The organism is Vibrio sp. A2-1 (genome assembly GCF_021728355.1).
Classification (GTDB): domain Bacteria; phylum Pseudomonadota; class Gammaproteobacteria; order Enterobacterales; family Vibrionaceae; genus Vibrio; species Vibrio splendidus_K.
The window spans coordinates 145,487-171,564 of the sequence record NZ_JAKKCO010000003.1 but is presented as its reverse complement, the minus strand read 5'-3'; the positions used below and the strand labels follow the sequence as shown (position 1 = coordinate 171,564).

Sequence of the window (26,078 nt, the reverse complement as noted above, 5' to 3'; positions counted from 1 at the left end):
ATCCTTCATCGGGATAAGTTGTTATTGGAATAAAAACCCTACCGCTAAATTAACAAAACTGCAACACGTGTGATTTAAGTTTTTGAAGCTTGAAACCACACAATGTCAGTGACTTAGTCTTTCATTACTTAATGACTTAAACGCTTTTGCTCTATAACTTAGCTACTCAGGTGTTTGAATTGGAGTTCAACTAGGCGTTGGTACAATTCGCAGCTATTGATGAGAGACTGGTGGTCGCCGATGTCTACTAGCTGTCCTTTATCGAGCACCGCAATCTGGTCGGCGTGTTTAATTGTTGATAATCGATGGGCGATAATGATAGTCGTTCTACCACGCATTAACTCTTCTAATGCTTGCTGAACGTGATGCTCACTTTCGCTGTCTAGCGCACTGGTTGCTTCATCTAACAATAGAATATTCGGATCTTTTAGGATGGCACGAGCGATGGCAATGCGTTGTCTTTGTCCGCCAGACAATCTCACGCCACGTTCACCAAGAAAGCTGTGATAGCCTTCAGGCAAGTTCTGAATGAACTCGTGCGCGTGCGCTTTTTTCGCCGCTTCGATCACTTGCTCGTCCGTTGCTTCTGGGTTTCCGTATCGGATGTTATGGAACACATCGTTACTGAACAGAGCAGGCTGCTGAGGAACTAACGCCATCTGCTTTCTTAGCTCATTTGGATCAAACTGATTCAGTTCAACACCGCCTAAGGTTACTTTACCCACTTGAGGGTCGTAGAAACGTTGCAGCAGTTCGAACAAAGTAGTTTTACCCGCGCCAGATGGGCCAACCAATGCCAATACTTTGCCTTCATGGGCTGTGAGCGTGAGGTTGCTTGTTGCGGGCTGGTCGGGTCTTGATGGGTAACAGAAGGTCACATCATCAAATGCAACTTCTGGTGTCACGTTATCCAGTGGTGTTGGGTTTTCTACAGGCGCAACAATGTGGCTTTCAACTTGTAGAATTTCAATTAATCGCTCTGTCGCACCTGCCGCACGTTGCAATTCACCCATCACTTCAGAAATCGTACCTAGCGATGAAGCGACCATAATGGCATAGAAGACAAATGCAGCCAGATCACCCGCCGACATGGTGCCATTGATGACATCACTACCACCAACCCACAGCATCCCTGATATTGCGCTGAACACGATAACAATCACACCAGAGATAAGAATCGCGCGCTGTTTAACGCGCTGGCGTCCAATCTCATAAGCCTTTTCCACTTCTACCGCGAATGAAGCTTTCTCTTGCGCTTCTCGGCTGTAGCTTTGCACCGTTTTAATGTGCTCAATCGCTTCACCTGCGTAAGACCCGACATCAGACATCGAATCTTGGCTTTGGCGAGATAAGGCTCTTACACGGCGCCCATAGACAAGGATCGGAATCAAGATAAACGGCACCGACGCCAATACAATCAACGTCAGCTTAATATTGGTCGCAAACAGCATGATGATTGCACCAATACACATCAACGCGCTGCGCATCGCCATAGAGAACGACGAACCTATGATGCTTTGAAGCAGAGTGGTATCCGTTGTGATGCGCGACATGATGTCGCCACTGCCATTGGTTTCGAAGTAACTCGGATGCAGCGTTACGACATGATTGAAAACCGATAAGCGAATGTCCGCACTTACACGTTCCCCAACAGAAGAAACCAAATAGAAGCGGAAGAAAGTACCAATCGAGATCAATACGACCACGACCATGATGAACTGAATTGCGCTGCCTAAATCTGAGAGTGATTGTTGGCTAAAACCTTGGTCGATAAGAAGGCGAATACCGTGTCCGACTGAAAGGGTTAAGCTCGCCGTGAAGATCAACGCGATCAACGCGGCAATAACACGACCTTTATAAGGCTGAATGAATTTGCTTAGCTCAAACAAAATACTGAGGCTTTTCTTCTCAGGTTTGGGGTCTGGCGCTTTTTGAGTAGAGCGCTGAGTCGATCGATGAGTTGAGTCGAGCGTAGAAGAGACATCGTTTTGCATATGACTGCCTTAATGTGTTGTCGCTTTAAAAATAGATGGCTTGTTACTTATTACTTCTTGCTTATGGTTTATGGCTTGTTGCCAGTACTGCGCGTTGTTCGCTGGGAAGTAGTTGTTGTTGAGAATAGAACCCATTAAAGCATTTATTGCACTGTGACGCTCCCTAGGAAATTCAATTTCCAATATTTCATCGCCACTAAGTGAATAATTCGAAACGACCTTAAAGGAAAACTAAGCATTCTGGTCCAGTCAGTTCGATAGGAAAATAAGGGGTTTAACCCTAATTTTTATGCAAGCAAATTGGCGTTTATAGGAGAGTGCGCTCATAAGTTAGCAATCGAGTGATGATTTGTAAATTGATAGAAAAACGATTGCTTTTTGTCTCGATATTAACTTTATCAATGACTTGCAATTTTTGGTTGTAAGACCAGTTATAGCGACTGTTTTTTGTGCAATATTTGTTACAAAAATTCAACAAAGTAGTTTTTTATACATTTTTCTTGCATAAAACCTCGGATTGAATAGAATAACCAACAAATGACAATTAATGCAGTATTGTGGCATGAGTATTCAAGTAAAGAGCATCAACAAATCATACGGTGATACCCAAGTTCTTCATGACATCAGCTTCGACTGTGAGAGTGGCGAAACCTTGGTATTGCTTGGCCCAAGCGGCGCTGGCAAGAGTTCACTACTGCGTGTTTTGAACCTGCTAGAAATTGCGGACAACGGCGAATTAGACATTGCTAACGAGCAATTCGATTTTGCTGGCCAGATCCAAGAGAAGCAAGGGCTTAAACTTCGTCGTAAAGTCGGCATGGTGTTCCAGCAATACAACTTATGGCCACACATGACGGTGATGGAAAACTTGATTGAAGCACCAACGAAAGTTGCGGGTTTGGATAAGCAAGAGGCGATTAAGCAAGCTCAAGAAGTACTAAAGACACTTCAACTTGCAGACAAAGCCGACGCTTGGCCACTTCAACTGTCTGGCGGTCAACAACAGCGTGTTGCGATTGCACGTGCGCTGATGATGAAACCGGATGTGTTGTTGTTTGATGAGCCAACAGCGGCGCTTGATCCTGAGATCACCAACCAAGTCGTGAGCATTATTAAAGAATTGAGCGGAACGGGCATTACCCAAGTAGTCGTGACGCACGAAGTCGATTTCGCGAAGAAGATTGCTAGCCACGTTCTGTATCTAGAGAAAGGGTACATCGTCGAACACGGCACCAGCGATTCATTCGTTAATCCGCAGACACCTGAGTTTGCCGAGTATTTGACTCACTAGGTTAGTTGACTCATTAAATCTGAGTTAACGCATAAGATTCACGTAACTCTCTAGATTTAGCTAAACACAACATCGATCAAAACAATCAAATTATAAGAATGGCCACAGGCCGCTATCAAACAGTATTCGGAGTAACAACATGAAAAAGATTCTACTAGCTTCACTTATCGGCCTTGCTTCTTTCAACGCAGCGGCGCAAGAAGAAATCAAATTCGCAATGGAAGCAACTTACGCACCATTCGAATACATGGATGAGAACAACCAAATTCAAGGTTTTGACGTAGACTTAGCAAACGCACTTTGTGAAGAGCTGAAAGCGACATGTACTTTCCACAACCAAGCATTCGATAGTTTGATCCCTGCACTTAAATTCAAACGTTACGATGCGGCTATCTCGGCAATGGACATCACTGAAGCGCGTCTTCAACAAGTGAACTTCTCTAACGCATATTACGACAACTCTGCAGCATTCATCTCTTTCGAAGGCAAAGTAGCAGACCAAGCAGCACTAGAAGGTAAGCGTGTTGGTGTTCAAAACGGTTCTACTCACCAGAGCTTCCTACTTGAGCAAATGACTGGCGTAACAGCGGTACCTTACTCAAGCTACCAAGATGCATTCATCGACATGAAAAACGGTCGTATCGATTCTGTGTTCGGTGACACAGCCGTTGTAGCAGAATGGTTCAAGAAAGAAGACAACCTAACGTACGTTGGCGACCAAGTAACAAACCAAGAGTACTTCGGTAACGGCTTTGGTATCGCAGTAAATAAGAGCAATCAAGAACTTGTAGACCAGCTTAACGTTGCACTTGCAGCAGTGAAAGCGAACGGCGAATACGACAAGATCTTCAACAAGTACTTCGGTAAGTAATTTATGGAATTAACGGGTTACTCTTTAGGGCTCGTCGAAGCAAGCTGGATGACTGTTCAGCTTGCATTCGTAAGCCTATTGGTTGGATTGGTTCTAGCAGTTTTGTTTGCAAGTGGTGAGATGTCTCGTCGTATTGCAATCAAATGGCCAACGACTGCATTTGTGACGATTGTTCGTGGTTTACCAGAAATTCTGGTCGTGCTGTTTATCTACTTTGGTTCGACACAAGTTCTGTTCATGATCACTGGCGACTTCATCGAAGTGAGCCCGTTCTTATCTGGTGTTGTTGCACTGTCACTTATCTTTGCTTCTTACGCTTCACAAACCATCCGTGGTGCTTTGAAAGCAGTTAGCAAAGGGCAGAGAGAAGCAGCAAGCGCGCTTGGTATTTCTCAGTCTCGTTCATTCTTTCGTATCGTGTTACCTCAAGCGGTAAGACACGCGCTACCAGGGTTAACCAACCAATGGTTAGTGTTACTGAAAGACACCGCATTAGTATCGCTAATTGGTGTAACGGATTTGCTAAAACAAGCACAATTAACATCAGCGGCAACGCACGAAGCATTCACTTGGTACGCGACAGCAGCAGCAATCTACTTGGTCATCACTTTAATCACACAAAGATTGGTAAAAGTGATTGACGGTAAGTTCTCTATTCAAGGTTTGGGTAACAAAGGGGCAATGGCATGAATCAACAATACCTCTCTCAAATGCTTGAAGGCTTAGCGACCAGTCTTCAACTCACAAGTGCTTCATTGCTGGTTGGTTGTATCTTATCGTTGTTAATGACGGTAACGCTGATCCTTAGATTGCCAGTAATACATTGGTTCACTCGTGGCCTTATTACGCTGTTCACCGGCACACCATTATTGGTGCAAATCTTCTTGGTGTATTACGGCCCGGGTCAGTTCGATTGGATTCGTGAAAGCTTCCTATGGACATGGTTAAGTCAACCTTGGTTCTGTGCGATGTTGGCATTGGCTTTGAACACGGCGGCATACAGCACGCTACTGTTTAGAGGTGCATTCAACGCGATACCTGCAGGGCAGTGGGAAGCATGTCGTGCACTTGGCATGGACAAAATCGCAACGCTTAAAGTGTTACTTCCATACGCACTACGCCGCGCCGTTCCAGCTTACTCGAACGAAGTGATTTTAGTATTCAAAGGCACGTCACTGGCAAGCACCATCACCATCATGGACTTGATGGGCTACGCTCAGCGTATCAATGGCCAAACCTACGACACGTTAACCGTGTTCGGTATTGCAGGCGCATTCTACTTAGCTGTGAATGGCGTGCTAACGCTGATCTTCCGCCAAGTAGAGAAGAAAGCCCTCGCATTCGAAGCCGCGTAAGCTAGCTACTCACAGCCTTAACTAACGCTAAAAGCCTGCCATTTATGTTCGCATAGATGGCAGGCTTTTTTGTGTTTGGGGTATGCGTACGGGTACTGTTTTTATATCCAGCAGTTCGGTTTTTTTGCGAAATTCATACTATATGGAAATATTCTGCATTTTGTCATTCAATGAGTCTATCTATGTTTTAAGTCACTGAAATTCTGTAACTAATTGTGGTAGAGTTCTGACCATATGAAACTAGATAGAATGATTCTGTATTTAAGTGCAGAATTTTTCTGTCTAATATAGCTGTTATAAGCCTAATGGATACGTATGCCTCGTCGCAGAGAATTAAAAGGAATTACAAAAGACTTCGCTGAATTGTTGAATAGCCGAAATAATGATTTTCAAGGTTACTGGGCAACCGGTCAACTGTATTCATTTGCACTAAATAATAGTGTGAGTTCAATAGTGTTGAACCTTTCAGACTTCTCAAATAGTTTAAGTTGTAATGAAATAAGTTTAATATGTAAAACTATGCGGGCTTCGTTAGATAGAATTGTTGCTGGGTATAAAATACCTTTAAAATGGATTTCTATTGTAACTGTTAAATTTAACTTTGATGAAAAATATCAAAATAAATATCATCGTTGGCGATCGCCCCTCGGGGGAGATCGCTATATTATCGAATTAACAATTGAATCTGATCTAGGCTACGTTAATAAATCAATTCAAGGAGGTAGTGTATTGCCTCATAATTCAAATATTGAAAAACGAAGAAACGGCTTATAACAAGGCATTTAAACGGAATTAAAACAGTGGGTTAAGTTTCGTGCCTCAACATTATAACCCACCATTTTAATCCGCTTAATGCGGCGTTATATGTCGCTACTTTTTGGGATGTATTTTAGTTTTTCAGATACGCTTTGGTTACTGTTTTACCATTCTATTTGTAGAAATTTCCTAAAATAGAAACGCTTAATTGTAACTTTGATTGAGCCGTTGCTTTGGTTGGCTAATTGTAGAATTCGTCAATTTGAATGTTGCGGTTTTTTGTGTAATAAAACTGAGCTTTGTTTTCAATTCATCAGTTAGTTTCTGATTTGTTAATTGAAATCCCAAAGGGTGGTTTTAAGTATTCGTAAACTATTTAATTATTAGTTTTGAGTAACTATCGGGGAGTGTTTTCTACGGAGTTCAAAGTTAATACTTAAGTGGCTTTAAATCGCGGTGGTTTGCGTTATCATTCCATATTGTTATGTACTTGTATTATCAGAGTTTTCAAACTGATCGCGAGCATATAACAAGCACTTTAAACGGAACAAAAACAGTTGGCTACGTTTCGCTTCGCTCCACATTATAGCCAACAATTTTTGTCCGCTTAAGTGGGCGTTAGGTTTCAGGAGGGTTATTTATGCTCAAAAAATGTATTTTTGTTTTATCTTTAGTTCCGTGCTTTACATATGCTCATGATGTTAATAAAAGAGATATTGCTGTTTGTGCTGCAGAAACAAGTAGTGTTCAACGGTTAGCTTGTTTTGATTCCTTATCAAACAGGATTGGTGTTGCAACCCCAAAAGTTAGTGTGCAGAAAAGTTCGGGAAAGTGGAAAAAACAAGAAGAAGTGTCACCTCTGGATGACTCAACCAATATTTATATTAGAGTCTCAGGAAATGAAACAATCCCCAATCGTTATAATAAGCTTGTTACACCTGAATTGGTTATACGTTGTAAAGAAAATACAACAGCTTTAAGTGTGTGGTGGGGAACATATTTAGGTTTAAATTCAACATACGTGACTTACAGGGTTGATAAGTTGAAGCCTAAGAAAACCAAGTGGTCACTATCAACAAAAAATGAGCATATTGGTAAATGGAGTGGAAGTTCATCAATACCATTTATTAAACAATTACTTGGAAAGGAAAAGCTGCTTATGCAGTTGACGCCATATGGTGAGAATTCCGTAATGACAACATTTGATATTTCAGGCATCGAAGAAGCAATAAAGCCTTTGCGGAAGCAGTGTAAATGGTAAACCTAACAAGCAATTTAAGCAGACTGCCAACGCTTGGCATTTTCAACTCGGTTTAGCATCAGTGGTTTCGGTGTTAAATTTGAGTGTATTGGTAGCGTTGTCAGCTACTTAATTGGGCGTTATGTTTATCGGAGGTATATTTGAGCATCTGTATTTCAATAAGCGAAATAAACTGGGCTATTACTAAAGATGTTTTTTCCATCATTGGTACTATAGGTGCTCTTAGTATTGGCTTTGTGGGGTTGTTTACTTGGAAGAGGCAACTAAGAGGCACAAGCGAATATGAAGTTGCAAAGCGTGCCATATTAAAAACATACCAATTACAAGAAGCTATTCAATTAGTTAGAAATCCAATGCTCCACCTTAATAAGGAAGAAGTTGAAGCTGGAAACCAGCTTCAAGAAGAGCAAAGGATTTATAGTGAGAGATTGAATTCTTTATCTGAAGCGTGGTCTGAATTGCAAGTGACGAGGCTAGAAGCGAAAGCTATTTGGTCCATTGATGCTCATTCTAGTTTCGATGAAATACAAAAATGTGTTAGTAAAATTAAAGCTGATATTTGGCTACATTTCTGGTTAAAGGGTGCGTACGCAGGACCTGGAGCTACAGTAGACAATTCTCCTGAGCGAGTAGCAAAAAATAATGAAACGGTGTATTACGTTTCAGACGAAGATCCTTTTAGCGTTCAATTGTTGAGTGCAGTTAAACAAGTAGAAGAGTTTTTTGGCACTAGGGTACGCGGAAAATAAACATAACAAGCGCTTTAAACGGAACGTCAACAGTTGGCTACGTTTCGCTCCGCTTCACAGTATAGCCAACTATTTCCGTCCGCTTAAGCGGGCGTTATGTAATTAAAGGAGCTTCAGGTGGAAGTAGGAAATTCTTTAGTAGAATCAATTAAATCAGATAAAGTTAGTGGCTTGAGTGCAGATCTTCTAGACTTGGGAATGAAAGAGTTAGTTGAGCATGATGCTCTGAAAGATATCCCATTTTTTGGTGTTATGGTTAAAACTTACGATGCTGCTCAACATGTACGAGAGGCAATGTTTGCTAAGAAAATATATGGATTTTTAGCTAAGATATCGACTCTAACAGTTGAAGAACGAGTCACAGTGATTAATGAAATTTCTGATAAAAGAGACGGTATAACAAGAGCGGGTGAAACTATTGTTTCTCTTATTGATCGTTGTGATGACCACAAGAAACCAGAGTTGATCGGACGTTTATTTATTGCGTGCGGTTTGAATGAAATAACTACAGAAAAGTTTCTTAAGTTGTCAAATATTATCAATAACTTGTACTTAGATGATTTATTAGCGCTTGAGAACATTTATAAATCCAATTACTTCAACGAGCAGGAAATGAGTGTTTATGCTTCCGTTGGACTCATGAGCATGTCAATTGCTAAACCTAATGAATATGGCTCTGAGCGCTCTGTTGATATGCTAGCTGAAGCCGTTTTCGAAAATGGTTTTGAACTCCAATATGATTTTAACGAGGACGCTAGAATAATTGCTAAGCAGTGCTTTGATGTTAGTCCTCCTCATCAAGCTACGTTGGATGAATTCTTCAAATAATTACATAACAAACTGTTTAAGAGTGATTCGCAACGCGTGGCATTTTTACTATGCGTTGGTTTTGGTGGTTAAGGTGGTATGCGGCGGCATCGGTATTGCGTTGCTCACACCTTAACAGGGCGTTATATTTTTAGGAGGTACGATGACATCACTGAGTAAGGCTCAAAGTCTAGAGTGTGGAGAGGTAGTATCTCCGGAAACAGCAGATTTGTATTTTCAGCAGGGGAAAATTACGGATAAACGTAAATTTATCTGTGTTGGGGATGGCTGTGGCTGTTTAATTACTTGTGTAAATATCGATAAGCCATTGTCAAAACGTAAAGTAGACCCATATTTTAGAACTGTAGATCTTCACTCTGAGTCCTGCAATATATACGAGACCAATTATCTGAATACTACAGATCTTGGTGATACGGCTCACGTTCCTGATGAACAGAAGAAAAATGAAAATGAGCCAGACTTGTTTTTTATGAAGCGACCTAAGAGTCACCTTGTCGAAACGAGGGTAAACCCTGGTGTTGAAGGCGTGGAGACTGTAACGAAAATCACGGGTAAGCCTTTGGGTCATATTGAGCACATATCTCCTTCGAATATTTATCATTTGGGTTCATTAGTTGGTAAGTACTACAAATACCAAAAAGTGGGTTTACTCAAAAAGAGAGCAATCGACATTGGTGATAATTCATACGCATATAGTGAGTTATTTAAGCGACTTGAAGATCAGGATTTTGTAAATCCCGAAATTATTGAGCAAAGAGCTCGTGTTTACTGGGGGCTTGTCGAAAGTGTCGTGCGTCTGAAAAATGGCGATGTTAAAGTTCAATTTTATGAGTCTGCTCGTTTTAAAACCGCACGAACTAAGGTTAGTGTTGTTATCAGAAGCTCACTTTTAAAGAACTACCGCTTCAAGCGGTCTATCGTAGAAAGTATTGAAGACTCAATAGGTATAGATAAAGAGCAGTTAGTTGCCTATGTTTACGGGGTGCCCGAGTTGATCATTAACGATCATATATACCTAAACTTTAAGCCGTTTAACTTAGATTTATTCGAAATAAAAAAATATAACAAAGCGTTTAAGACAGATTCGCAACACTTGGCGTTTTCAGTGTAAGTTGAGTTTTGTGTTTATGGTGTAGTGCTTTAAGTAAGGTGGCAGCGTTGCTCACTACTTAACGCGGCGTTATAACACAAGCAGTATTACAGCATATAGCAAGGATAGATTATGGAAGAATACTGGAACCCGATGGTTCCCGAATTATCAGTGAGTAATTTTGAAGCGTCGTTATCATTTTACGTCGATGTGCTTGGCTTCTCTGTACGTATTAAGCGAGAAAACCCTGACTTTGTATACCTTGAACAAGAACAGGTTCAGATCATGCTCGAACAAATCACGGATTCAGGGTGGATTACTGGTGAGTTAGTTACTCCATTAGGACGTGGAGTAAATTTTCAAATAGAGCTTTCAGACTTAGATCCGCTAACTGAAAGACTGAAGAAAGCTAACGTACGTTTTTTTCGTGATTTAAAAGAAACATGGTATGACATTGGTGAAAAGCTATCAGGTGAACGAGAGTTTCTGATACAAGATCTAGATGGTTATTTACTAAGGTTTACCCAGCACCTTGGAGAGAAAGCGAAACCGTCAGAGTAGTTAGTGTTATAACAAGGCGTTTAACAGTGACCAAAAACGCTTGGCATTTTCACTTCGTGAAAGTATATGCCATGATTTTTGGCACGTTAACTTAGCGTTATACCACAAGGAGAAAATGTGATTCAGTATACTTCAAATCTAGAGCGAAGGATGTGCGATGCGGTTTCTTTCTGTTGGAACGTGTTTGCCATAAAAGTAGGCAGTGGGTTAATACCAATTAATAAAGAAGCTTCGATGCAACTACAATACGCATATCTTCTAAAGCAATATATTCCACTTATTACATTCCATCCTGACGATCAATTTTCCATTGAATTAGAGACTAGCGTTGAAGTAGACGGGACATGGCGCGAGATTGATATAGTGTTCAAGGGGAAATGCCCTAGCGATAACTTCTCAATTGCGATAGAGATGAAATGTTATAAGGAAAAAGCATCTTCTGGCAAACCTCGTGGTGCTACAGATATCTTTATGAAAGACGTATATTTTGACCTGTTTTTGTTAGAAAGGTATGTTCACTACAAGCACGTGGATAAAGGGATTGCTTTAGTCATGAATGACTTGGAGCGATTAGTTAACCCTAAGAGCAAAACCGCTAAGTGCTGGACTTATGACATTTCAGATCATGCTGTTATTACTCCAAGCCAGTTTAATATTCCAATTGGCGGAAAAGACGTCAATTTCTCGTTGAGTAATAGCTATCGGTTTGTCTGGCAACTGCGTGGCAAGAAACAATGGTTTGTTGAACTACAGACACCTTAAGTACAAGTGGTATAACAAACTGTTTAAGAGTGATTCGCAATGCGTGGCATTTTTACTATGCGTTGAGTTTAGTGTTTAAGGTGGTATGCGGAAGCATCGGTATTGCGTTGCTCACACCTTAACAGGGCTACATGGATTCCCCCGGTTGTCAAACATCCGCTAAACTTATGTTGATGGGTTTTGGACTGCCGCTCTACATTCGGCCTATTTATCGACGATTCGCATACGTCGTGGCCCTGATGACTTTGCGCGACTGCGGTGCCTTATTCGTTAGATGACATCTAGTGTGTCCGCCGCATTAACAGGCTCTCCGCAAGTGGTCTTAACCTATCTCCATCATTAGCGTCTGCAATGACCCGGTGGGTTTAACTCTTTATGCTGCTTAGGTTTTTACTTAAGCAGCATAGTTTTCATATTCTGTTTGATTGTGTAAAAGCGACCATATAATTCGTGCGTTCTTCGCGGCAAGTGCCACTATTGCTCGGTTCATTCCTCTCCGTTCTAAAACGCCTCGACACCACTGACTTAGCTTATCTTGCTTGTCGCCAAGGTTGGCAATCACGGTCCTTGCTCCGTGAACTAATAGCGTTCGTAAATATTTATCACCGTGTTTGGTTATCCGGCCTAAGCGAGGCTTTCCTCCTGTCGAATATTGCTTTGGTACTAAGCCTAGCCAAGCAGAGAAATCGCGACTTTTATCAAATTGAGAGCCATTACCTATCGAAGCAAGTATCGCTGTTGCAGTTTGCGGCCCGATACCTCGAACCTTCATCATTCGTTGAACATTAGCGCTGACCTTAGCAAAAGAATCGAAGACTTGCTCAGTATCGGCGATACGTTGATTCAATTCTCCAAGGTGGTGATAAGCATCGGCAATCACTGTTCTTGCGAGGTGTGGCAGCTCATTTTCTGCGTCTTCCAGCATTAAGGGAACGTGCTTCATTAACGAAGAGCGGCCAACAGGTATGATCAACCCAAATTCAGAGAGTAGGGCACGTATGCGATTCATAAGCGCGGTGCGTTCACGAACCCAATGCTCTCTCATTCTATGTACCGATAGGATGGCTTGTTGCTCGGGTGATTTTACGGGCACAAAGCGAGTGGATGGTCGCTGAACAGCTTCGCAGATAGCAACAGCATCATTAAGGTCGTTCTTTCCCTTGGTTCGATAAGGAATTACGTATTTAACGGCCATAATACGGGCGTCGTGACCCAGTTTATTGAGTGTTCTGCCCAATAATGTGCACCATCACACGCTTCAACGCCTATACGCATGAGTGGCATATTTGCTATTGTAGTCAGTAGTTTAGAGCGGGTTACTGACTTATGAAGTATGACCTTACCATTTTGGTCTACGGCATGAAGACTAAAGTGGTTTTTAGCTAGGTCGATACCGCAGAAATAAGAATAATCAGACATGGTGCCTCCGATGCATTTAAGTACCACATAAGTGTGGCAGATCCTCGGGAGGGGGAATCCATGTCATTCGTTAGTTTAATAGGGAAACTTTATGAGAAGGCGTTTAAACGCAGATTTAATTTTTCAGGAGCTTGAGCCTAAGCTAAAAATATTAATTGATAATTATGAAAGTGAAAGTATTTACGCGTTAGTTATTTCTGAAAGCGTTGTTTACATCCATACAGAAGCTGGTTTCAACCAAACTCTCAATGAGTACATTGACTGGTGGGATCAAGCAAACAAGCCCTTAGACAGTTGGGAAGAGTTTGAAGAATACGAAGAGGATAAGTTAGATACTTGGTCTGATTTGGATGGAATTATAGACACACAAATTCAAGAGAAAGTTAAGGCAAATGAATCTGAGTTGACTGGTACGCATAAAGTTGAGTTGTTGAGGTTGATTAACGCTGAGCGCGAGAGAAACAGGTTAGAGGACACATATAGGTCCGAAGAGAGCCGTGAACAAGTGAGGAAAAATATCGGAGATTGGAGTAACCGTTATGCTATCGCACTTTATGGTATGTCTGGCTATGATGAAGCGGCATACGATGAGCATTATGAATTGAGTGACGATGATCAAAAGTTAAGCGAGTATGGAGTCGTAATGCAAACTTTACTAGAGCTTATTATGTCCAGCGATCTTTTCAAACGAGTGAACTTATCTTCTGACTTTTATCACTGTACGCAAGAGCACAACTATTAAACTAACAAACTGCTTAAGAATGATTCACAACGCGTGGCATTTTCGGTCTGATTCAGCTTAAGTGTTTACAGCACAATAGTTAGGCTGGGTCGTTAGCGTTGTTCATACCTTAATTTGGCGTTATACGAATGGAGTAAATAATGTACAAGGAAACAGATTTTCGACTAAGCCAAAAAGAGTTTAGCTTCAAAAAAGATTCATACCCTTTATCAAAAATTAATGATGTGAGAGTTAAAAAACTCGGTTTGCTCGACAATGTGGGGCAAATAATATTTTGGTTATTTGTCTTCTCTGGAGCAGTTTGGCTAGCAGTTCCAAGCCTTGAAAGTACCCCGCTTTGGCTTAAAGCTATAGTTGTTATCTTAACTTTTGTAGGCTTTGGGTTTGGTCTACTTCATTGTTCAAAATATGCATTACAAATTGAGTTTCGTCATATTGACGATACAGGAGTTCAATGGGTAAATGTAGCTAAGTCTACCTCTGAATCTGACAATGGGTTATTTGAGCAACAAGCTGCGGCACTAAAGGTAGCATTCGAATAACAAGCGCTTAAGTAGACTACCAACACTTGGTATTTTTAACACGGTTTAGCTTGAGTGATTTAGGTGGCAAGTTTGAGTGTATTTGTAACGTTGTCATTTACTTCATTTGGTGTGAACTGGATAGGAGTGAGTCGTGCAAGAAGAGTATATGGATTACTACGCGAAATTTGACGAAGAGAAGCGTCTACTTTCTCAAAACATAACGCGTATTGAATTTGATACAACAATTAATGTTTTGGGGTCTTATCTCGAATCAGCAGGTCGTTTGACGGAGCTTGGTGCGGCTACTGGTCGCTATTCACTTCATTATGTTCGACAAGGTATGGATGTGACAGCAGTGGAGTTAGTTCCAGAATTAGTCGAGCAACTTAAATATAATGCTGAGACCCAGAATTTAGACTTGGTTGTTCACGAAGCAAATGCAACTAACGTGAGTTTTATTGAAAACGGTACTCAAGACGTTGTTTTAGTATTGGGGCCGCTTTATCACATACAATCGAAGTCAGGCCGAGAAGCAGTTTTAAAAGAGGCAAATCGAATATTGAAACCAAATGGTGTAGTTGCGATAGCGTATATCAGTCGTTTCTTTGTGGCGGGTTTGCTTGCCAAAATGTCCAGTAGCTTAGTTTCCCCTGATATTCTAAGTAAATTGAATGAAAGTGGCTTGGTCTCTTCACCCGATGTAGACCCATTTTTTAGAACGGGATACTTTGCTAAGCCTTTAGAGATTGAAAGTTTGGCAATTGAATCTGGATTTAGTATCGAAAATCATATTGCAACCGATGGGTACGTTCGGTTTATTGGTCAGGAAGTTAATCAACTAAATGAGCAACAGTATCAATCATGGTTTAAGTATCATTTATCGACATGCTCCGAGGTTTCATTGCTTGGTAGCAGTAATCATGGTTTAGTTATTGCAAAAAAATGCAGAGGAAAAAGCGCCTAGAACCGATTCTCAACACTTGGCATTTTCAGTTCAAGTCGGGGTCGTGTTTACGGTGCAATGGGTTAGGTTGGGTGGTCTGCGTTGATCATTACTTAACTCGACGTTATATTTTTCATCAATTTAGGAGCTATTTCAATGTCATATTCTGAGGCTAGTTGTCTTTGTGGTGTGGTAAAAATCAAGGCTGAAAACATCAACCCTAAGTTTACGGTTTGCCATTGTCAGTCATGTCGAACTTGGGGTGGTGCTCCATTTTTTGCTGTGAAATGTGGTACTCAAGTGAAAATAGTAGGGGTTGATAAAGTAAAAATGTACAAGTCTTCCTCTTGGGCTTCTCGAGGTTTTTGTTCTGAGTGTGGCACCCACTTGTTCTATAAATTCAAAGAAACAGGCGAGTACAATATGCCAGTTGGTTTGTTTCCAGATTTAGAAGGGTTGGAAATGGACATGCAGTATTTTAGTGACATGCGCCCAAGCTATTATTGCTTTGCGAATGAAACTAAGGAAATGACTACCGAAGAAATCATGGCCTACTTTGCAGACAAGGTATAACTATAGGCACAGCAACCAGTTTAAGGGAGACTCTAATGCTTGCAGGTTTATCTTACAGTATTGCAGCGTTTGTAGCCCCCTCACGTGAGTATTGTTTTCCAAAGGAAGATTCATATAAATGAAAAATGTAGTTCAACTTGTCTTTGTCTCTAGAAATCAGTTATTGCTCGCCTTCCGCCAAAATACTGAAGCGTTTGACCAGTATTGGGGCTTTCCTTCTGGACGCATAGAGGACGGTGAATCTCCTCTAGACGCAGCAGAACGCGAAGCTTTGGAGGAAACTTCGGTTAGCACTAAAGAATTGAATTTAGCGGCTGAATTGGTTGACCCTAGTTTGCCGATTCGTCATTATTTTTACCTATGTTTTGATTGGGTTGGCAAAATAGAGAACGCAGAACCTAACTTGTGTCGAGAGTTGCGTTGGTTCAATCTCGACGAATTGCCAGAAAAGTGCACTCCAATAACTTACGTAGCAATGAAAAAAATTAAAAACGCGTTGCGTGACCATCAGCAACGAACTTAGCGCTATAACTTCTTAGCGCTATAACCTAAGAGGGAGATATGGGACTTAGATCATTTGAAAAGGAAGACTATGGCCTACTTATTTGTTGGATCGATTCAGATAAATTGAATTATCAATGGGGCGGCCCAAACCTAGAGTTTCCATTGGATTAAGTTCAAATTAGTTGGCACTGCTCATATCTATACGCCAAATTTTTACTGCGAGGGAATGAACATGAAACAACGACTTTTCAAGAACTTGAAGCTGGCATTAGGGGGTGGCTTTGGTGTTGCCATTCATCAGTACTTTTTTATGACAGACGGTGCGTTTGATTTTTATGGGTCAATTGTGGTGTCTGCTTTTACGTTTGTAGTTAGCAGTATTGGTACCGTTCTAAAAGAAATAATCATGCGTAAAAAGGAGACTGCGTGAGAATAGTGGAAGCAAGTCGGTCTGATCTAGAGTCTTTCTTCGAGTATATAGGAGCGCAGCTTCTTGAGAATGCGGATGATGATTCTCCACTTTTCCAACCGCTCTCTAAAGGAAATTGTGTAGTTTCAGAACAATTTAAAGATAAGTTTCGAAATGGTTTTGAGGCAAGCCTTGGTGAACATGGCTGGAGAAAGCTCTGGGTAATCAAAGACTCTAAGGAACGAGTGTTTGGTCATATAGACTTACGTCATTACAGTGAAGAGTATAAGTTTCATCGTGTGCTTCTCGGCATGGGTGTTGATTCGAGCTTAAGAACGCAGGGGTTAGGTGTAGAGCTGATTAAGTGCGTGACTGAGTTTTGTAACGAGAGCCCAAGTATCGATTGGTTAGATCTCAATGTTCTCTCGAATAACCTTCCTGCGAAAAATTTGTATTTGAAATGTGGTTTCGAAGTGATTGGAGAAGTCCCAGGTTGTTATCTTATAGAAGGACAGTCTGTGTCTGAAACAATGATGACACTATGCACGAGAAGTTCCGGGTAAGAACGCTTTTAAGAATGAATTATGACACTTGGCATCCTAAGCTTATGTTAGTGCTTAAGCTTGGTGTCAGCGCTTTTACGCGGCAACTCTACCTAGAAGCAAAAGAGGAATCATGACAAAAATCTATTTCGTATGTGGCTTTATTGGTTCAGGTAAAACGACTTACTCTAAAGCGCTTGCAGAAAAGCATGGCGCCTTTCGTTTCTCAATCGATGAGTGGATGATTCCTTTGTATGGCGAGCATATGGAGCGTGAAGTTTTTGATCGCCGGCTGGCTACGTTACAAGGGTTATTCAAGGACTCTGCAATGCAGCTCTTTTCCTTGGGTGTTCCGGTAATTTTTGACTTTGGTTTTTGGCGTGAGTCTGATCGGGATTCTTTTACAAGCTGGGCATCAAACCTAGGTATGGACAGCGAAGTTCACTACCTTGATGTTCCCTTTGAGACTTGCAAGCAGAGAGCATTTATCCGTAACTCGGAACTGAATGGTAAGTCTTATGAAATGACACCGGAAATGTTAGACCTATTTTGGTCTTGGTTTGAGGTTCCAACTTCAAATGAAAATGTTGTTTGGCTTCAACAAGACGCTTAACAAGTTATGTAGCCAAGCCTAATTTGAGTTAGCAGCTCCTTAGTACCGCAACAAGTGAATCGGAGGTTCAATGGACAAGGCAACCAAAACACATTTCGATGAGTATCCCAATGATGTTCGAGCTCGGCTTGAAGAGTTGCGTTCATTAATCTTAGAGCTTTGCTCTGATTTGGATCTCGGTGAAGTTGAAGAGTCTCTGAAATGGGGCGAGCCGAGTTACAGCGTCAAGACGGGCAGCCCAATTCGAATCGACTGGAAATTTAAATCACCAAACAATTATTACTTGTTCTTTAACTGTCAAACCAAGCTAATCGACACATTCAGAGAATTGCACGACGGCACATTGGCATTTCAGGGTAATAGGGCAATCGTCTTGAACCTAACTGAACCACTTCCAAAAACGTCTATTAAGCAGTGCTTGGAGCTGGCTTTAACTTATCAGCAACGAAAACATCTTCCGCTTCTGGGCGCGTAGTTCTTACGCGCTGTCTGTTGCTTAACTTAGTGGGTCTACAACGCAAGACGTTTAAAAATTATGCTTGAAGTCGCCCCTTCTAGAGTTAAGATCTTTAAAGCTCCACTTAGCCTTAATAAGTAAAAATCAACATGGCCAAATTAAACTGTTCCCAATGCATCGCGCTTTATATAGTGTTACTTAATGTGATTTGTAGAGGTTTAGTATATCGTTACTGAAACTATCAGAATTTCATTAATATAGGACTTAAATGTTTGAACCAATAGAGTCAGAAATAGATGAATTGCAGTTAGCCATCTCACTTCCGGAATTAGATTCTGTAGTCAACGGAACCTTCTTACCATTCGATACACTCACCGCTTCTTCGCTATCGGACTCATTTTTCGATGCATTGTTTGTTTCAGGTACTTTTGCTGAACAAAGCAAAGAACTGTCTCAGGTTTGCGTAGACAAAAGGATTGAGCTTGTTGTACTGGAAAACCCAACAAATGATTTGACCGTAATCCACGATGTGGTGATCAACTTGGTTGATAAATTGTTTTCAGACGAGATGCCTAACAATATTGACCTTGCTGATCTTCGTTTACTTAACCAATATTCAGACCATTTATTGGCTTTCAACAACAAGTGTGCGGCGATTAATTATATGAGCACACAAAAGTTAGGCGTAGTGATGGGTGGTGTATATCTAGCTCACGGTCAAACAGACTTAGATGAGTACGAAAATACAAATCAAGACTTGATTCATCATATCCCTGAAACTGGTTTTCTGTGTTCTAGTTATCACTCTTTGGGTCGCTCGGAATGTACTATTCTGATTGGTATCAAGAGGCTAGGGGAAACTCAATAACAAGCCGCTTATTATTCTTACCGTATAAAAAGGTGTTCTAGTCGCCTTGTATTTCAGTCTTTAAAGGAAGTTGTATGAATTTAGATAAAGCTAAAAAACGTATCGCAAAGCAGGTTAAAAAAGGCGACAACGGATACCCAAAAATCACGTTAGCGTATTATGGGGCGACCAAAGATCTTGCAACGGAAGTCGCAGTTCAATTTATGCTGGGTGAGGGCGATGGTGTTCAAGAAGAGCGTTTTTCTTGTGAAACCGAAATCCGAGATAATGAGCTAATCCAAACGACGCTGCTCAAGATAATCGAGCGCGCTAATGTTAACTCAGTAATTGAAGTTGAAGGCGTGACGGTTCTTTAGTTTGCCTCGTATCTGTAAGTTTATGAGTGGCCGTCGTTGTCTCGGTAATGTGGTATTACATGGGTTAGTTGATTCAGGATATTTAGAGTAATGCACTTAAGAAAAGCACAGCTTCACGAGTTAGATTCCATTTATACAATGGGCTTCGATGTTTGGGGTGGTGGCTTGACGTTAGACGATTACTTAGCAGGTTGTCGTAACAGTGAAAAGTACTTGTCTGGCACTTGGTATGTGTTAGTCGAGAAGGATAGAGTCGTGTCGTCTCTTATCGTTTACCGTGACATGTTTGGCCTTGCAAAAGGATGTTTCGGTATTGGCTCTGTGGCTACACCTCAAGAATTACGACACCAAGGTTATGCGTCTGAGTTGATCAACTTGGTAAAAACGGAGTTATTCACTCGTCAGAATTGTAAGGCTTTATACCTACACAGCGACATTGAGCATCAATTTTATAATAGGCTTGGCTTTGTGGGCATAGTAGGCTCAGATTGTATGTATATTTCAAGCGACTCTTTTGAGTTTGATGGACGAATACCAGATTACTTCTAGGCGTGAGTATTTCGATTCGTTATAAAAAGCGGGGCTTAGAAGGTTAAGTGTATCCGAAGTGTTTTACTCATAATTTATCAAGGAAGAAACATTATGAAATTAGCTCAGTTAAATATCGCTCTGGCGAAATACCCGTTAGATGCGCCAGAAATCAAAGAGTTTGTCGATAACTTAGAGTTGGTTAATGGAATCGCAGAAAGCAGTGAAGGGTTTGTTTGGCGTCTGAAAGATGAATCTGGTGACGCCACCAATATCCAAGCTTTCGATGATCCTAATATGATTGTGAACATGTCGGTGTGGGACTCTGTGGATTCGTTAAAGAACTTCATGTTCCGCACACATCACCGTGATTTTATGCGTCGAAAGGGGGATTGGTTTCATCGTTTACCTGAAGATACTTATGTGCTTTGGTGGATTGAAGAAGACCATATTCCCACACTCGAAGAAGCGATAGAGCGACTTGAACACCTCAGAGAAATCGGTGATACGCCGTATGCCTTCACTTTTAAAACCAACTTTACGGAGTCAGAAGCGCCAAAATAGCGTTCATAGATAACCAACGTTATGTTTTTAGACGTTTTATGGCAATTCCCGTGAAGATGAGTCGATTATAGGTATGATGTTTCTATAGTCTTCGAGAGGTTTTATGATGTTGAAAATGAAAAGTAGTGTACTTGCGGTGTGTTTATTCGGTTTCAGCATGAGTGCTAGCGCTTCAACACTGGAAGAGTGTGCCAAACTCCTTCCTGATGGTCACACGTATAAAGTAGAGATCATTTTAGACGTAGATAAGACTGAGAAGGATCCAGCGGTCAAAGGCAGTTTTGGTGTGACGGGCGGAGCCGATGCGCCAGATACTTTCGATATCGGTGATTTTGTCGAGTGTGCTGGTCCTCTGATCAAAACCGTAGATACAGACAGCAACGAAGCGTCTAATTCCTAGTCACTGGTTATTGCGTTTGTCGGCCCTAGACGCCAGAGGGAATTCTGCATTTAAACAGATAAAGGTAAGTTGTGATTGAATTTAAAACGGTCGGTCTTTTTGTACTTACGGCGGTCGCCGAGATAGTAGGGTGTTATCTACCTTATCTTTGGTTGAGAGAAGACAAGAGTATTTGGTTATTGATTCCAGCTGCGATCAGCCTGGCGTTGTTTGCTTGGTTATTGACGCTTCATCCTACCGCGACAGGGCGTGTTTATGCGGCCTATGGCGGTGTGTATATTTCTGTTGCCCTGATATGGCTGTGGCTTGTTGATGGCGAAAAGCCGACAACGTGGGATCTGGTCGGTGGCTCAGTTGCACTACTCGGTATGGCGATTATTATGTTCGGCCCTCGAAACGCATAACGTGCTTACACAAAAATACCGCCGTAATCAACGGCGGTATTTTTTTACGCTTATTACATCATTAAGTAGAGAACAAAGAGCCTAGTTAACGTGGGCTAATTCAACACTCTGCGTTTCATTAGCTACTTTCCAATCGCCACCTAAGGCTTTATACACCGCAATCGTGGTGTTGGCGGTTTGAAGCTTGGCGGCTACTTGGCGATCTTGCATCGCTTTTTGTTGTCTTTGTGCGTCTAACACCGACAAGTAATCGACTAGGCCCGCTTTGTATAGCGACTTTGCTTTGTTCACCGCATTATCAACGGCAAGGGTAGCTTCATCGATGCGCTTTTGGTTTTCTTGGCTACGGCCATAGGCAAACAAGCTTGAATCGACTTCTGCAAAGGCGCTGTCTACCGAGTGTTGGTAGTTAAGCGCAGCAGAACGGAACCTTGCTTCGTTTATTTCCACCATGGCTTCGCCTCGGCCACCATCGAATACATTCCAACTGATGCCTGCAGATGCCGCCCAACCGAATGAGTCGCTACTGAACAGATCATCAAAACTTCCGGCAGTCACTCCTGGCGTACCCGTTAGAAAGAATTTTGGATAGCGATTAGCTATGCTTGCGCCCAGTTCTTCGTTAATGGCTGCCATTTCTCGTTCTGCAATTCGGATATCAGGGCGTTGTTCTAACAAGTCAGAAGGTAAGCCTGTAGGAATCACATCCTTCATTCTCGGTAAGGTAAATTTACCCGCTAAACGTTGGTTCACGCTCGTAAGTGATTCGCCTAACAACACTGCCATGCGTTGTTTGTGAACTTGCTCTGCGATTTCAAGTTGAGGAACAATGGATTCAGTCGCGGCAAGCATGGCTTTGGCTTGAGCAAGATCTAACTCCGAGCCATAGCCGCTGCGAACCACTTTGGTGACCAGTTCTAAAGTCTGCTTTTGGTCGGAAATGTTCTCTAGTGCGATCGCTTTTCGCTCTTGAGCGCCACGATATTGCAGGTAGTTGTGAATGACATCGGCGGTGATCAAGGTGTTCAAACCGGATTGGAATATCTCGGCTTGTTCAACTCGAATCGTCGCCGCGTTGGATTGCTTATCGATACGTCCAAACAAGTCCATTTCCCATGCGATGCTTGCACCTAAGAATCCGCCATCGTGTTGCGCTTCCAGCAACGACATCCCCGTTGCTGCTTCAACCGCATCAGAGGCGCCAAATACCGGGCCGAGTAGGGAGTCGTTCTCACTCAGTTGGTAGTTGTAATAACCGCCACCGACATTGATGGTCGGGACTTTGAATGATTCGACCACGCTTTTGTATGAGTTCGCCATGTTGATTCGCTCAGCGGCCAGTTTAAGTGGGATGTTCTGGTTTTGAACATCGGCCACTAACTGATTGAGCGTCGGGTCATTGAACTGTGTCCACCAATGGTTGTGTTGTTCGTTTTGGCTCACGCCTTCTTGGTTCACATCACCTTGGCTATATAAGAAGGTCTCAGCCATAGTCGTTTGCGGTTCATCGTAATCAGGGCCAACCGCACAACCTGTTAGCAACAAGGCAAGAGCAATAGGAGCCACTTTAAACTTAGTTAATAGATACATGTTTATTGCTCCTTGTTGAATGAGGTTGTAGTGCCGCTGTTTGTAGACTGAGGCGTCGCATCGAGCACAACTACAGCATCTTTAATGGCTTCAGCCACTGTCTTTTTTTCTTCAGTTCGATAGAAGAGCTTGTACAGCGCAGGCATTACAAACAGAGACAACACGGTTGCCGCAGCCAAGCCACCGATAATGGTCGCCGCCATCTGATCAAACAGCAGGTCACTAAGCAACGGGATCATGCCAAGTGCTGTGGTGAGTGCTCCCATCGAGATCGCCATAGTACGGTTCACGGTTGCTTCTTTAATTGCGTCTGACAGTGAACGACCGTCTTTACGTTCAAGCTCGATCTGGTCCATCAACACGATGCCGTTCTTGATGATCATACCTGTCAACGTTACCGCGCCAATCAACGCCATGAAGCCGAACGGTTTGTCCAACAGCAACAAGCTGAATGTTGCACCCGTCGCCGCAAGCGGTAGGGTGGTGAAGATGATCACTGGCTGTTTGAAGCCGTTAAACATCGCAACTAGGATGATCACCATCAACAACATCGCTTTAGGTAGCTGTTTAAGAATATCGCTGACCGCTTTATGCTCGTCGTAATATTCGCCACCCCATTCCAAGTGGTAACCGTGTGGAAGGTGAATGGATTCTATTTGTTCTTTAACTGAGTCTCTCACTGCTGCAGGTGTGGTGTAGCGACCAACGCCAGCTTGTGCTGTGATGGTTTTTACTCGGTCGCGACGCCAAATCATGGTCTCTTCGCTTGTAAGCTCAAACCCGTCAATGACTTGACCTAGTGGAACGCTGTGGATGCCCAGTAAAGAACGTACCGGCAAAGTTTCTAGCGATTGAATAGAGCTGTCTGTACCACGCAGTTCAATAGTCACCAATTCATCGTTTAAGTTCATACGACCCAGCGGCATGCCTTCTGACGCGCGTTTCATCGCGAATGCAATATCTGCACGGTTAATACCTGCAAGACGCATCTTGTCTTGGTTGATGACAGGTTCTAGCACTTTACTCTTCTGTCGCCAGTCATCACGCACGTACTTGGTGTCTGGGTGTCGAGCAAAGATAGCTTTCGCTTGTTCAGATAAGCCGTGCAGTACCTCGATATCTGGGCCTGAAAAACGCGCTTCAACACTGAATTTATCCGAAGTCGCAAGCTTTAAGCTTCTAAAGCGAGGATCGGCGTTTGGAAACTCTTCCATTAACCATTTGTCGCCACGCGCAATCAACGGGCTGAGTGATGGGAAATCTGTCGCGTTAATCAAGATCTGACCGTAAGCAGAGTCAAACGGTTCTGGCTCAATGGTCACTGAGAAACGAGGAGCGCCAGCACCAATGTACGTTGAAATACTCTCGACTTCCGGCTGCTCTAACAACCATTGTTCGATACGCTTCATGTCTTCTGAGGTCTGTTCAACCTTGGCGCCATTTGGCAGCCAGTAATCTAAGAACAGAATGGGTCTGTCGGCCTGTGGAATAAAGTTAACCGCAATATTCGGGATAGCTAATGCAGTAACCAAGATCAGCGGAACAAGCCCCGTAAGTGCTTTGAGTGGGTTATCTACCGTCCAGTTTACGCTCTTACGGTATAAGCTCACTTTGGTGTTGTCAGCTTGCTTAGTTGGCTTGATGAAGAACCAACACATCAAAGCTGTGAAGGTCATTGCGACAAACCATGACAACAACAATGAAGAGGCGATAATTAGGAATACTGAGCTTGCGAACTCAGCGGCATCGGTTTTTGAAAAGATAACAGGGCTCGCACCCATGATAGCAATGACTGTCGCGCCAAAGAGTGGTGTAGCGGTCTCTTTAACAGAATCAATTGCGGCTTTGGTTCGGTCGATGCCTTTGTTGATTTTCACAATCATCATATCGGTGATGACAATGGCATTATCAACCAACATACCAAGCGCAAGAATGAACGTACCTAGCGAAACTCGGTGTAAATCGATTGAAGCGATGTTCATGTAGATAAGTGTCAGCAAGATAGTCAGCAGTAAGCTTGAGCCGACAATGGTTGCGCTTTTTAACCCCATGAATATAGACAGGACGATGAATACAATCGCGACACTCTCTAGCAAGTTGCTTACGAAGTTGTCGATCGATTTCTGAACTTCTTCCGGTTGGTTAGCAACTGTCGCGATATCAACACCTAACGGCAGGGTTGCTTGAAAATCGCTGACGATTTGATTGATTTCATCACCAAGTGATACCACGTTGACGCCGGTGACTGGGCTCATCGCTAATGTGACTGCAGGTACGCCGTTGTAGCGGTTCTCCGTCATCATTGGCTCTTGGTAGCCCATTGTGACGTCTGCAATATCGCCTAAGCGGATTAAGCTGGTTCCTAATTCACTCAGGCCGCCTTTGATCATCAGGTTTTTGATGTCGTCTAATGAACCGAACTCACTCGACTGTTGAACTCGGATTCGTTCAGTTCCTGCTGAAAACTTACCGGCATCGAACGCCATGTTTTGAGTATTCAGCTGCGACCAAACTTGTGTGATAGATAGGCCGTATTGCGCCAACCTTTCATCTGGGATGTCGATATGAACAACGCGTGGTTGAACGCCGTGTAATTCGATCTTCTTAATACCATCGACGGTTTTAATTCGACGTTGCAACTCTTCTGCGTAACGTCTTAGCTCAGCAGGCGATGCATCCTTACTGTGGATAGAGAAAAGCATGCCGTAGACTTCAGAGAACTCGTCTTGTACGACACTGATCTGTGCAGTCGAAGGCAATAACAGCTTCATGTCAGAGACTTTGCGACGCAACAAATCCCACTCTTGAGGAAGTGCCTTTGAATTAAGAGACTCTTTGAGATCGACAAATACCATCGACATGCCAGGGCGAGAGAGTGAACGAAGTCGGTTTAATGATCCCATCTCTTGCAGTTTAGTTTCGACGGTATCAGTAACTTGCTGTTCCACTTCTTCCGCAGAAGCTCCGGGGTAGAGCGTTACTACGACGGCCGTTTTGATAGTGAAGCTTGGATCTTCGAGCTTGCCAAGATCAAAGTAAGAAAACAGGCCTGCGATAACACTCAATGCAGTGAAAAACAGGATGAAGGTGCGTTGTTTGATCGCAAAATCAGCTAGATTCATCA

30 protein-coding genes and 2 pseudogenes are annotated in these 26,078 nt (G+C 42.5%); 27 read left to right on the top strand and 5 right to left on the bottom strand.

The annotated features are described in order from the left end of the window. Positions 1 to 158: 158 nt before the first annotated feature. Both L3V33_RS12055 and L3V33_RS12050 read right to left on the bottom strand, forming a co-directional pair. Positions 159 to 1,994: an ABC transporter ATP-binding protein/permease gene (locus tag L3V33_RS12055; protein WP_237290461.1), complete on the bottom strand. Its 1,836-nt coding sequence runs from the start codon at positions 1,992 to 1,994 to the stop codon at positions 159 to 161. 9 nt (positions 1,995 to 2,003) lie between these two features. After that, positions 2,004 to 2,177 (bottom strand): hypothetical protein, encoded by a 174-nt coding sequence (locus tag L3V33_RS12050; protein WP_237290460.1) that lies wholly within the window; start codon positions 2,175 to 2,177, stop codon positions 2,004 to 2,006. A 379-nt stretch (positions 2,178 to 2,556) separates the two neighbouring features. Here L3V33_RS12050 and artP point away from each other — a divergent pair, with 379 nt between their 5' ends. From artP to L3V33_RS11990, 11 genes are all read left to right on the top strand, one after another. Next, positions 2,557 to 3,285, top strand: a complete 729-nt coding sequence (artP, locus tag L3V33_RS12045) for an arginine ABC transporter ATP-binding protein ArtP (RefSeq protein ID WP_004733840.1) — start codon at positions 2,557 to 2,559, stop codon at positions 3,283 to 3,285. Between the two features lie 139 nt (positions 3,286 to 3,424). Beyond that, positions 3,425 to 4,156, top strand: coding sequence for a lysine/arginine/ornithine ABC transporter substrate-binding protein (locus L3V33_RS12040; protein ID WP_054546341.1), 732 nt, complete (start codon positions 3,425 to 3,427; stop codon positions 4,154 to 4,156). Positions 4,157 to 4,159: 3 nt separating this feature from the next. Beyond that, positions 4,160 to 4,846: an arginine ABC transporter permease ArtQ gene (gene artQ / locus L3V33_RS12035; protein ID WP_017083621.1), complete on the top strand. Its 687-nt coding sequence runs from the start codon at positions 4,160 to 4,162 to the stop codon at positions 4,844 to 4,846. Then, positions 4,843 to 5,511: an arginine ABC transporter permease ArtM gene (gene artM, locus L3V33_RS12030; RefSeq protein WP_237290459.1), complete on the top strand. Its 669-nt coding sequence runs from the start codon at positions 4,843 to 4,845 to the stop codon at positions 5,509 to 5,511. The genes artQ and artM overlap by 4 nt, the downstream gene beginning before the upstream one ends. A 315-nt stretch (positions 5,512 to 5,826) precedes the next feature. Next, positions 5,827 to 6,285, top strand: a complete 459-nt coding sequence (locus L3V33_RS12025) for a hypothetical protein (protein ID WP_237290458.1) — start codon at positions 5,827 to 5,829, stop codon at positions 6,283 to 6,285. Positions 6,286 to 6,907: 622 nt separating this feature from the next. Continuing rightward, a complete protein-coding gene (locus L3V33_RS12020) occupies positions 6,908 to 7,528 on the top strand; it encodes a type VI secretion system-associated protein TagO (RefSeq protein ID WP_237290457.1) in 621 nt (206 codons plus the stop codon). Between the two features lie 140 nt (positions 7,529 to 7,668). After that, positions 7,669 to 8,277 (top strand): hypothetical protein, encoded by a 609-nt coding sequence (locus L3V33_RS12015; protein ID WP_237290456.1) that lies wholly within the window; start codon positions 7,669 to 7,671, stop codon positions 8,275 to 8,277. 117 nt (positions 8,278 to 8,394) lie between these two features. Continuing rightward, positions 8,395 to 9,105 carry a hypothetical protein gene (locus L3V33_RS12010; RefSeq protein ID WP_237290455.1) on the top strand — a complete coding sequence of 237 codons (711 nt, stop codon included), beginning with the start codon at positions 8,395 to 8,397 and terminating at the stop codon, positions 9,103 to 9,105. A gap of 142 nt (positions 9,106 to 9,247) precedes the next feature. Beyond that, on the top strand, positions 9,248 to 10,216 hold the full coding sequence (locus tag L3V33_RS12000; RefSeq protein WP_237290454.1) for a hypothetical protein: 969 nt from the start codon (positions 9,248 to 9,250) through the stop codon (positions 10,214 to 10,216). Between the two features lie 111 nt (positions 10,217 to 10,327). Then, a complete protein-coding gene (locus tag L3V33_RS11995; protein WP_237290453.1) occupies positions 10,328 to 10,756 on the top strand; it encodes a VOC family protein in 429 nt (142 codons plus the stop codon). Positions 10,757 to 10,873: 117 nt separating this feature from the next. Beyond that, positions 10,874 to 11,518 carry a hypothetical protein gene (locus L3V33_RS11990; RefSeq protein WP_237290452.1) on the top strand — a complete coding sequence of 215 codons (645 nt, stop codon included), beginning with the start codon at positions 10,874 to 10,876 and terminating at the stop codon, positions 11,516 to 11,518. A 394-nt stretch (positions 11,519 to 11,912) separates the two neighbouring features. Here the strand turns inward: L3V33_RS11990 and L3V33_RS11980 are convergent. Then, positions 11,913 to 12,937 (bottom strand): annotated as a pseudogene (locus L3V33_RS11980) (IS110 family transposase). Between the two features lie 91 nt (positions 12,938 to 13,028). On the opposite strand from L3V33_RS11980, the gene L3V33_RS11975 reads away from it, so the two are divergent. The 16 genes and pseudogenes from L3V33_RS11975 (at position 13,029) to L3V33_RS11900 (ending at position 21,364) form a co-directional block, all read left to right on the top strand. Next, positions 13,029 to 13,679 (top strand): hypothetical protein, encoded by a 651-nt coding sequence (locus L3V33_RS11975; RefSeq protein ID WP_237290451.1) that lies wholly within the window; start codon positions 13,029 to 13,031, stop codon positions 13,677 to 13,679. Between the two features lie 140 nt (positions 13,680 to 13,819). After that, entirely contained in the window at positions 13,820 to 14,221 is a 402-nt protein-coding gene (locus L3V33_RS11970) for a hypothetical protein (RefSeq protein WP_171331221.1), read from the top strand. 133 nt (positions 14,222 to 14,354) lie between these two features. Next, positions 14,355 to 15,167 (top strand): class I SAM-dependent methyltransferase, encoded by an 813-nt coding sequence (locus L3V33_RS11965; RefSeq protein WP_237290450.1) that lies wholly within the window; start codon positions 14,355 to 14,357, stop codon positions 15,165 to 15,167. A 135-nt stretch (positions 15,168 to 15,302) separates the two neighbouring features. Then, the gene (locus tag L3V33_RS11960) at positions 15,303 to 15,719 is read left to right on the top strand and encodes a GFA family protein (RefSeq protein ID WP_237290449.1); all 417 of its coding nucleotides are present in this window, start codon (positions 15,303 to 15,305) and stop codon (positions 15,717 to 15,719) included. A gap of 118 nt (positions 15,720 to 15,837) precedes the next feature. Next, complete coding sequence (locus L3V33_RS11955; protein WP_017087944.1) at positions 15,838 to 16,242, top strand: NUDIX domain-containing protein; 405 nt, start codon at positions 15,838 to 15,840, stop codon at positions 16,240 to 16,242. 38 nt (positions 16,243 to 16,280) lie between these two features. Beyond that, positions 16,281 to 16,391 (top strand): annotated as a pseudogene (locus L3V33_RS11950) (GNAT family N-acetyltransferase); the annotation flags it as partial. A 64-nt stretch (positions 16,392 to 16,455) separates the two neighbouring features. After that, the gene (locus L3V33_RS11945) at positions 16,456 to 16,653 is read left to right on the top strand and encodes a hypothetical protein (RefSeq protein ID WP_237290448.1); all 198 of its coding nucleotides are present in this window, start codon (positions 16,456 to 16,458) and stop codon (positions 16,651 to 16,653) included. After that, positions 16,650 to 17,195 (top strand): GNAT family protein, encoded by a 546-nt coding sequence (locus tag L3V33_RS11940; RefSeq protein ID WP_237290447.1) that lies wholly within the window; start codon positions 16,650 to 16,652, stop codon positions 17,193 to 17,195. The genes L3V33_RS11945 and L3V33_RS11940 overlap by 4 nt, the downstream gene beginning before the upstream one ends. Before the next feature lie 112 nt (positions 17,196 to 17,307). After that, positions 17,308 to 17,787, top strand: coding sequence for an ATP-binding protein (locus tag L3V33_RS11935; protein WP_237290446.1), 480 nt, complete (start codon positions 17,308 to 17,310; stop codon positions 17,785 to 17,787). Between the two features lie 70 nt (positions 17,788 to 17,857). Continuing rightward, positions 17,858 to 18,262, top strand: a complete 405-nt coding sequence (locus L3V33_RS11930) for a DUF1801 domain-containing protein (RefSeq protein ID WP_237290445.1) — start codon at positions 17,858 to 17,860, stop codon at positions 18,260 to 18,262. A 250-nt stretch (positions 18,263 to 18,512) separates the two neighbouring features. After that, positions 18,513 to 19,112 (top strand): hypothetical protein, encoded by a 600-nt coding sequence (locus tag L3V33_RS11925; protein ID WP_237290444.1) that lies wholly within the window; start codon positions 18,513 to 18,515, stop codon positions 19,110 to 19,112. 74 nt (positions 19,113 to 19,186) lie between these two features. Next, on the top strand, positions 19,187 to 19,468 hold the full coding sequence (locus tag L3V33_RS11920; protein WP_029405771.1) for a hypothetical protein: 282 nt from the start codon (positions 19,187 to 19,189) through the stop codon (positions 19,466 to 19,468). Between the two features lie 90 nt (positions 19,469 to 19,558). Further along, positions 19,559 to 20,017 (top strand): GNAT family N-acetyltransferase, encoded by a 459-nt coding sequence (locus L3V33_RS11915; protein WP_237290443.1) that lies wholly within the window; start codon positions 19,559 to 19,561, stop codon positions 20,015 to 20,017. Between the two features lie 93 nt (positions 20,018 to 20,110). Then, positions 20,111 to 20,560: a DUF3291 domain-containing protein gene (locus tag L3V33_RS11910; RefSeq protein ID WP_017080506.1), complete on the top strand. Its 450-nt coding sequence runs from the start codon at positions 20,111 to 20,113 to the stop codon at positions 20,558 to 20,560. Positions 20,561 to 20,663: 103 nt separating this feature from the next. Then, a complete protein-coding gene (locus L3V33_RS11905) occupies positions 20,664 to 20,960 on the top strand; it encodes a hypothetical protein (RefSeq protein ID WP_004733817.1) in 297 nt (98 codons plus the stop codon). A 71-nt stretch (positions 20,961 to 21,031) separates the two neighbouring features. Continuing rightward, on the top strand, positions 21,032 to 21,364 hold the full coding sequence (locus tag L3V33_RS11900; protein ID WP_004733816.1) for a YnfA family protein: 333 nt from the start codon (positions 21,032 to 21,034) through the stop codon (positions 21,362 to 21,364). Between the two features lie 81 nt (positions 21,365 to 21,445). On the opposite strand, the gene L3V33_RS11895 is transcribed toward L3V33_RS11900, so the two are convergent. Both L3V33_RS11895 and L3V33_RS11890 read right to left on the bottom strand, forming a co-directional pair. Then, a complete protein-coding gene (locus tag L3V33_RS11895) occupies positions 21,446 to 22,954 on the bottom strand; it encodes an efflux transporter outer membrane subunit (RefSeq protein ID WP_237290442.1) in 1,509 nt (502 codons plus the stop codon). A 2-nt stretch (positions 22,955 to 22,956) separates the two neighbouring features. Then, positions 22,957 to 26,076, bottom strand: coding sequence for an efflux RND transporter permease subunit (locus tag L3V33_RS11890; RefSeq protein ID WP_237290682.1), 3,120 nt, complete (start codon positions 26,074 to 26,076; stop codon positions 22,957 to 22,959). Positions 26,077 to 26,078 lie beyond the last annotated feature (2 nt).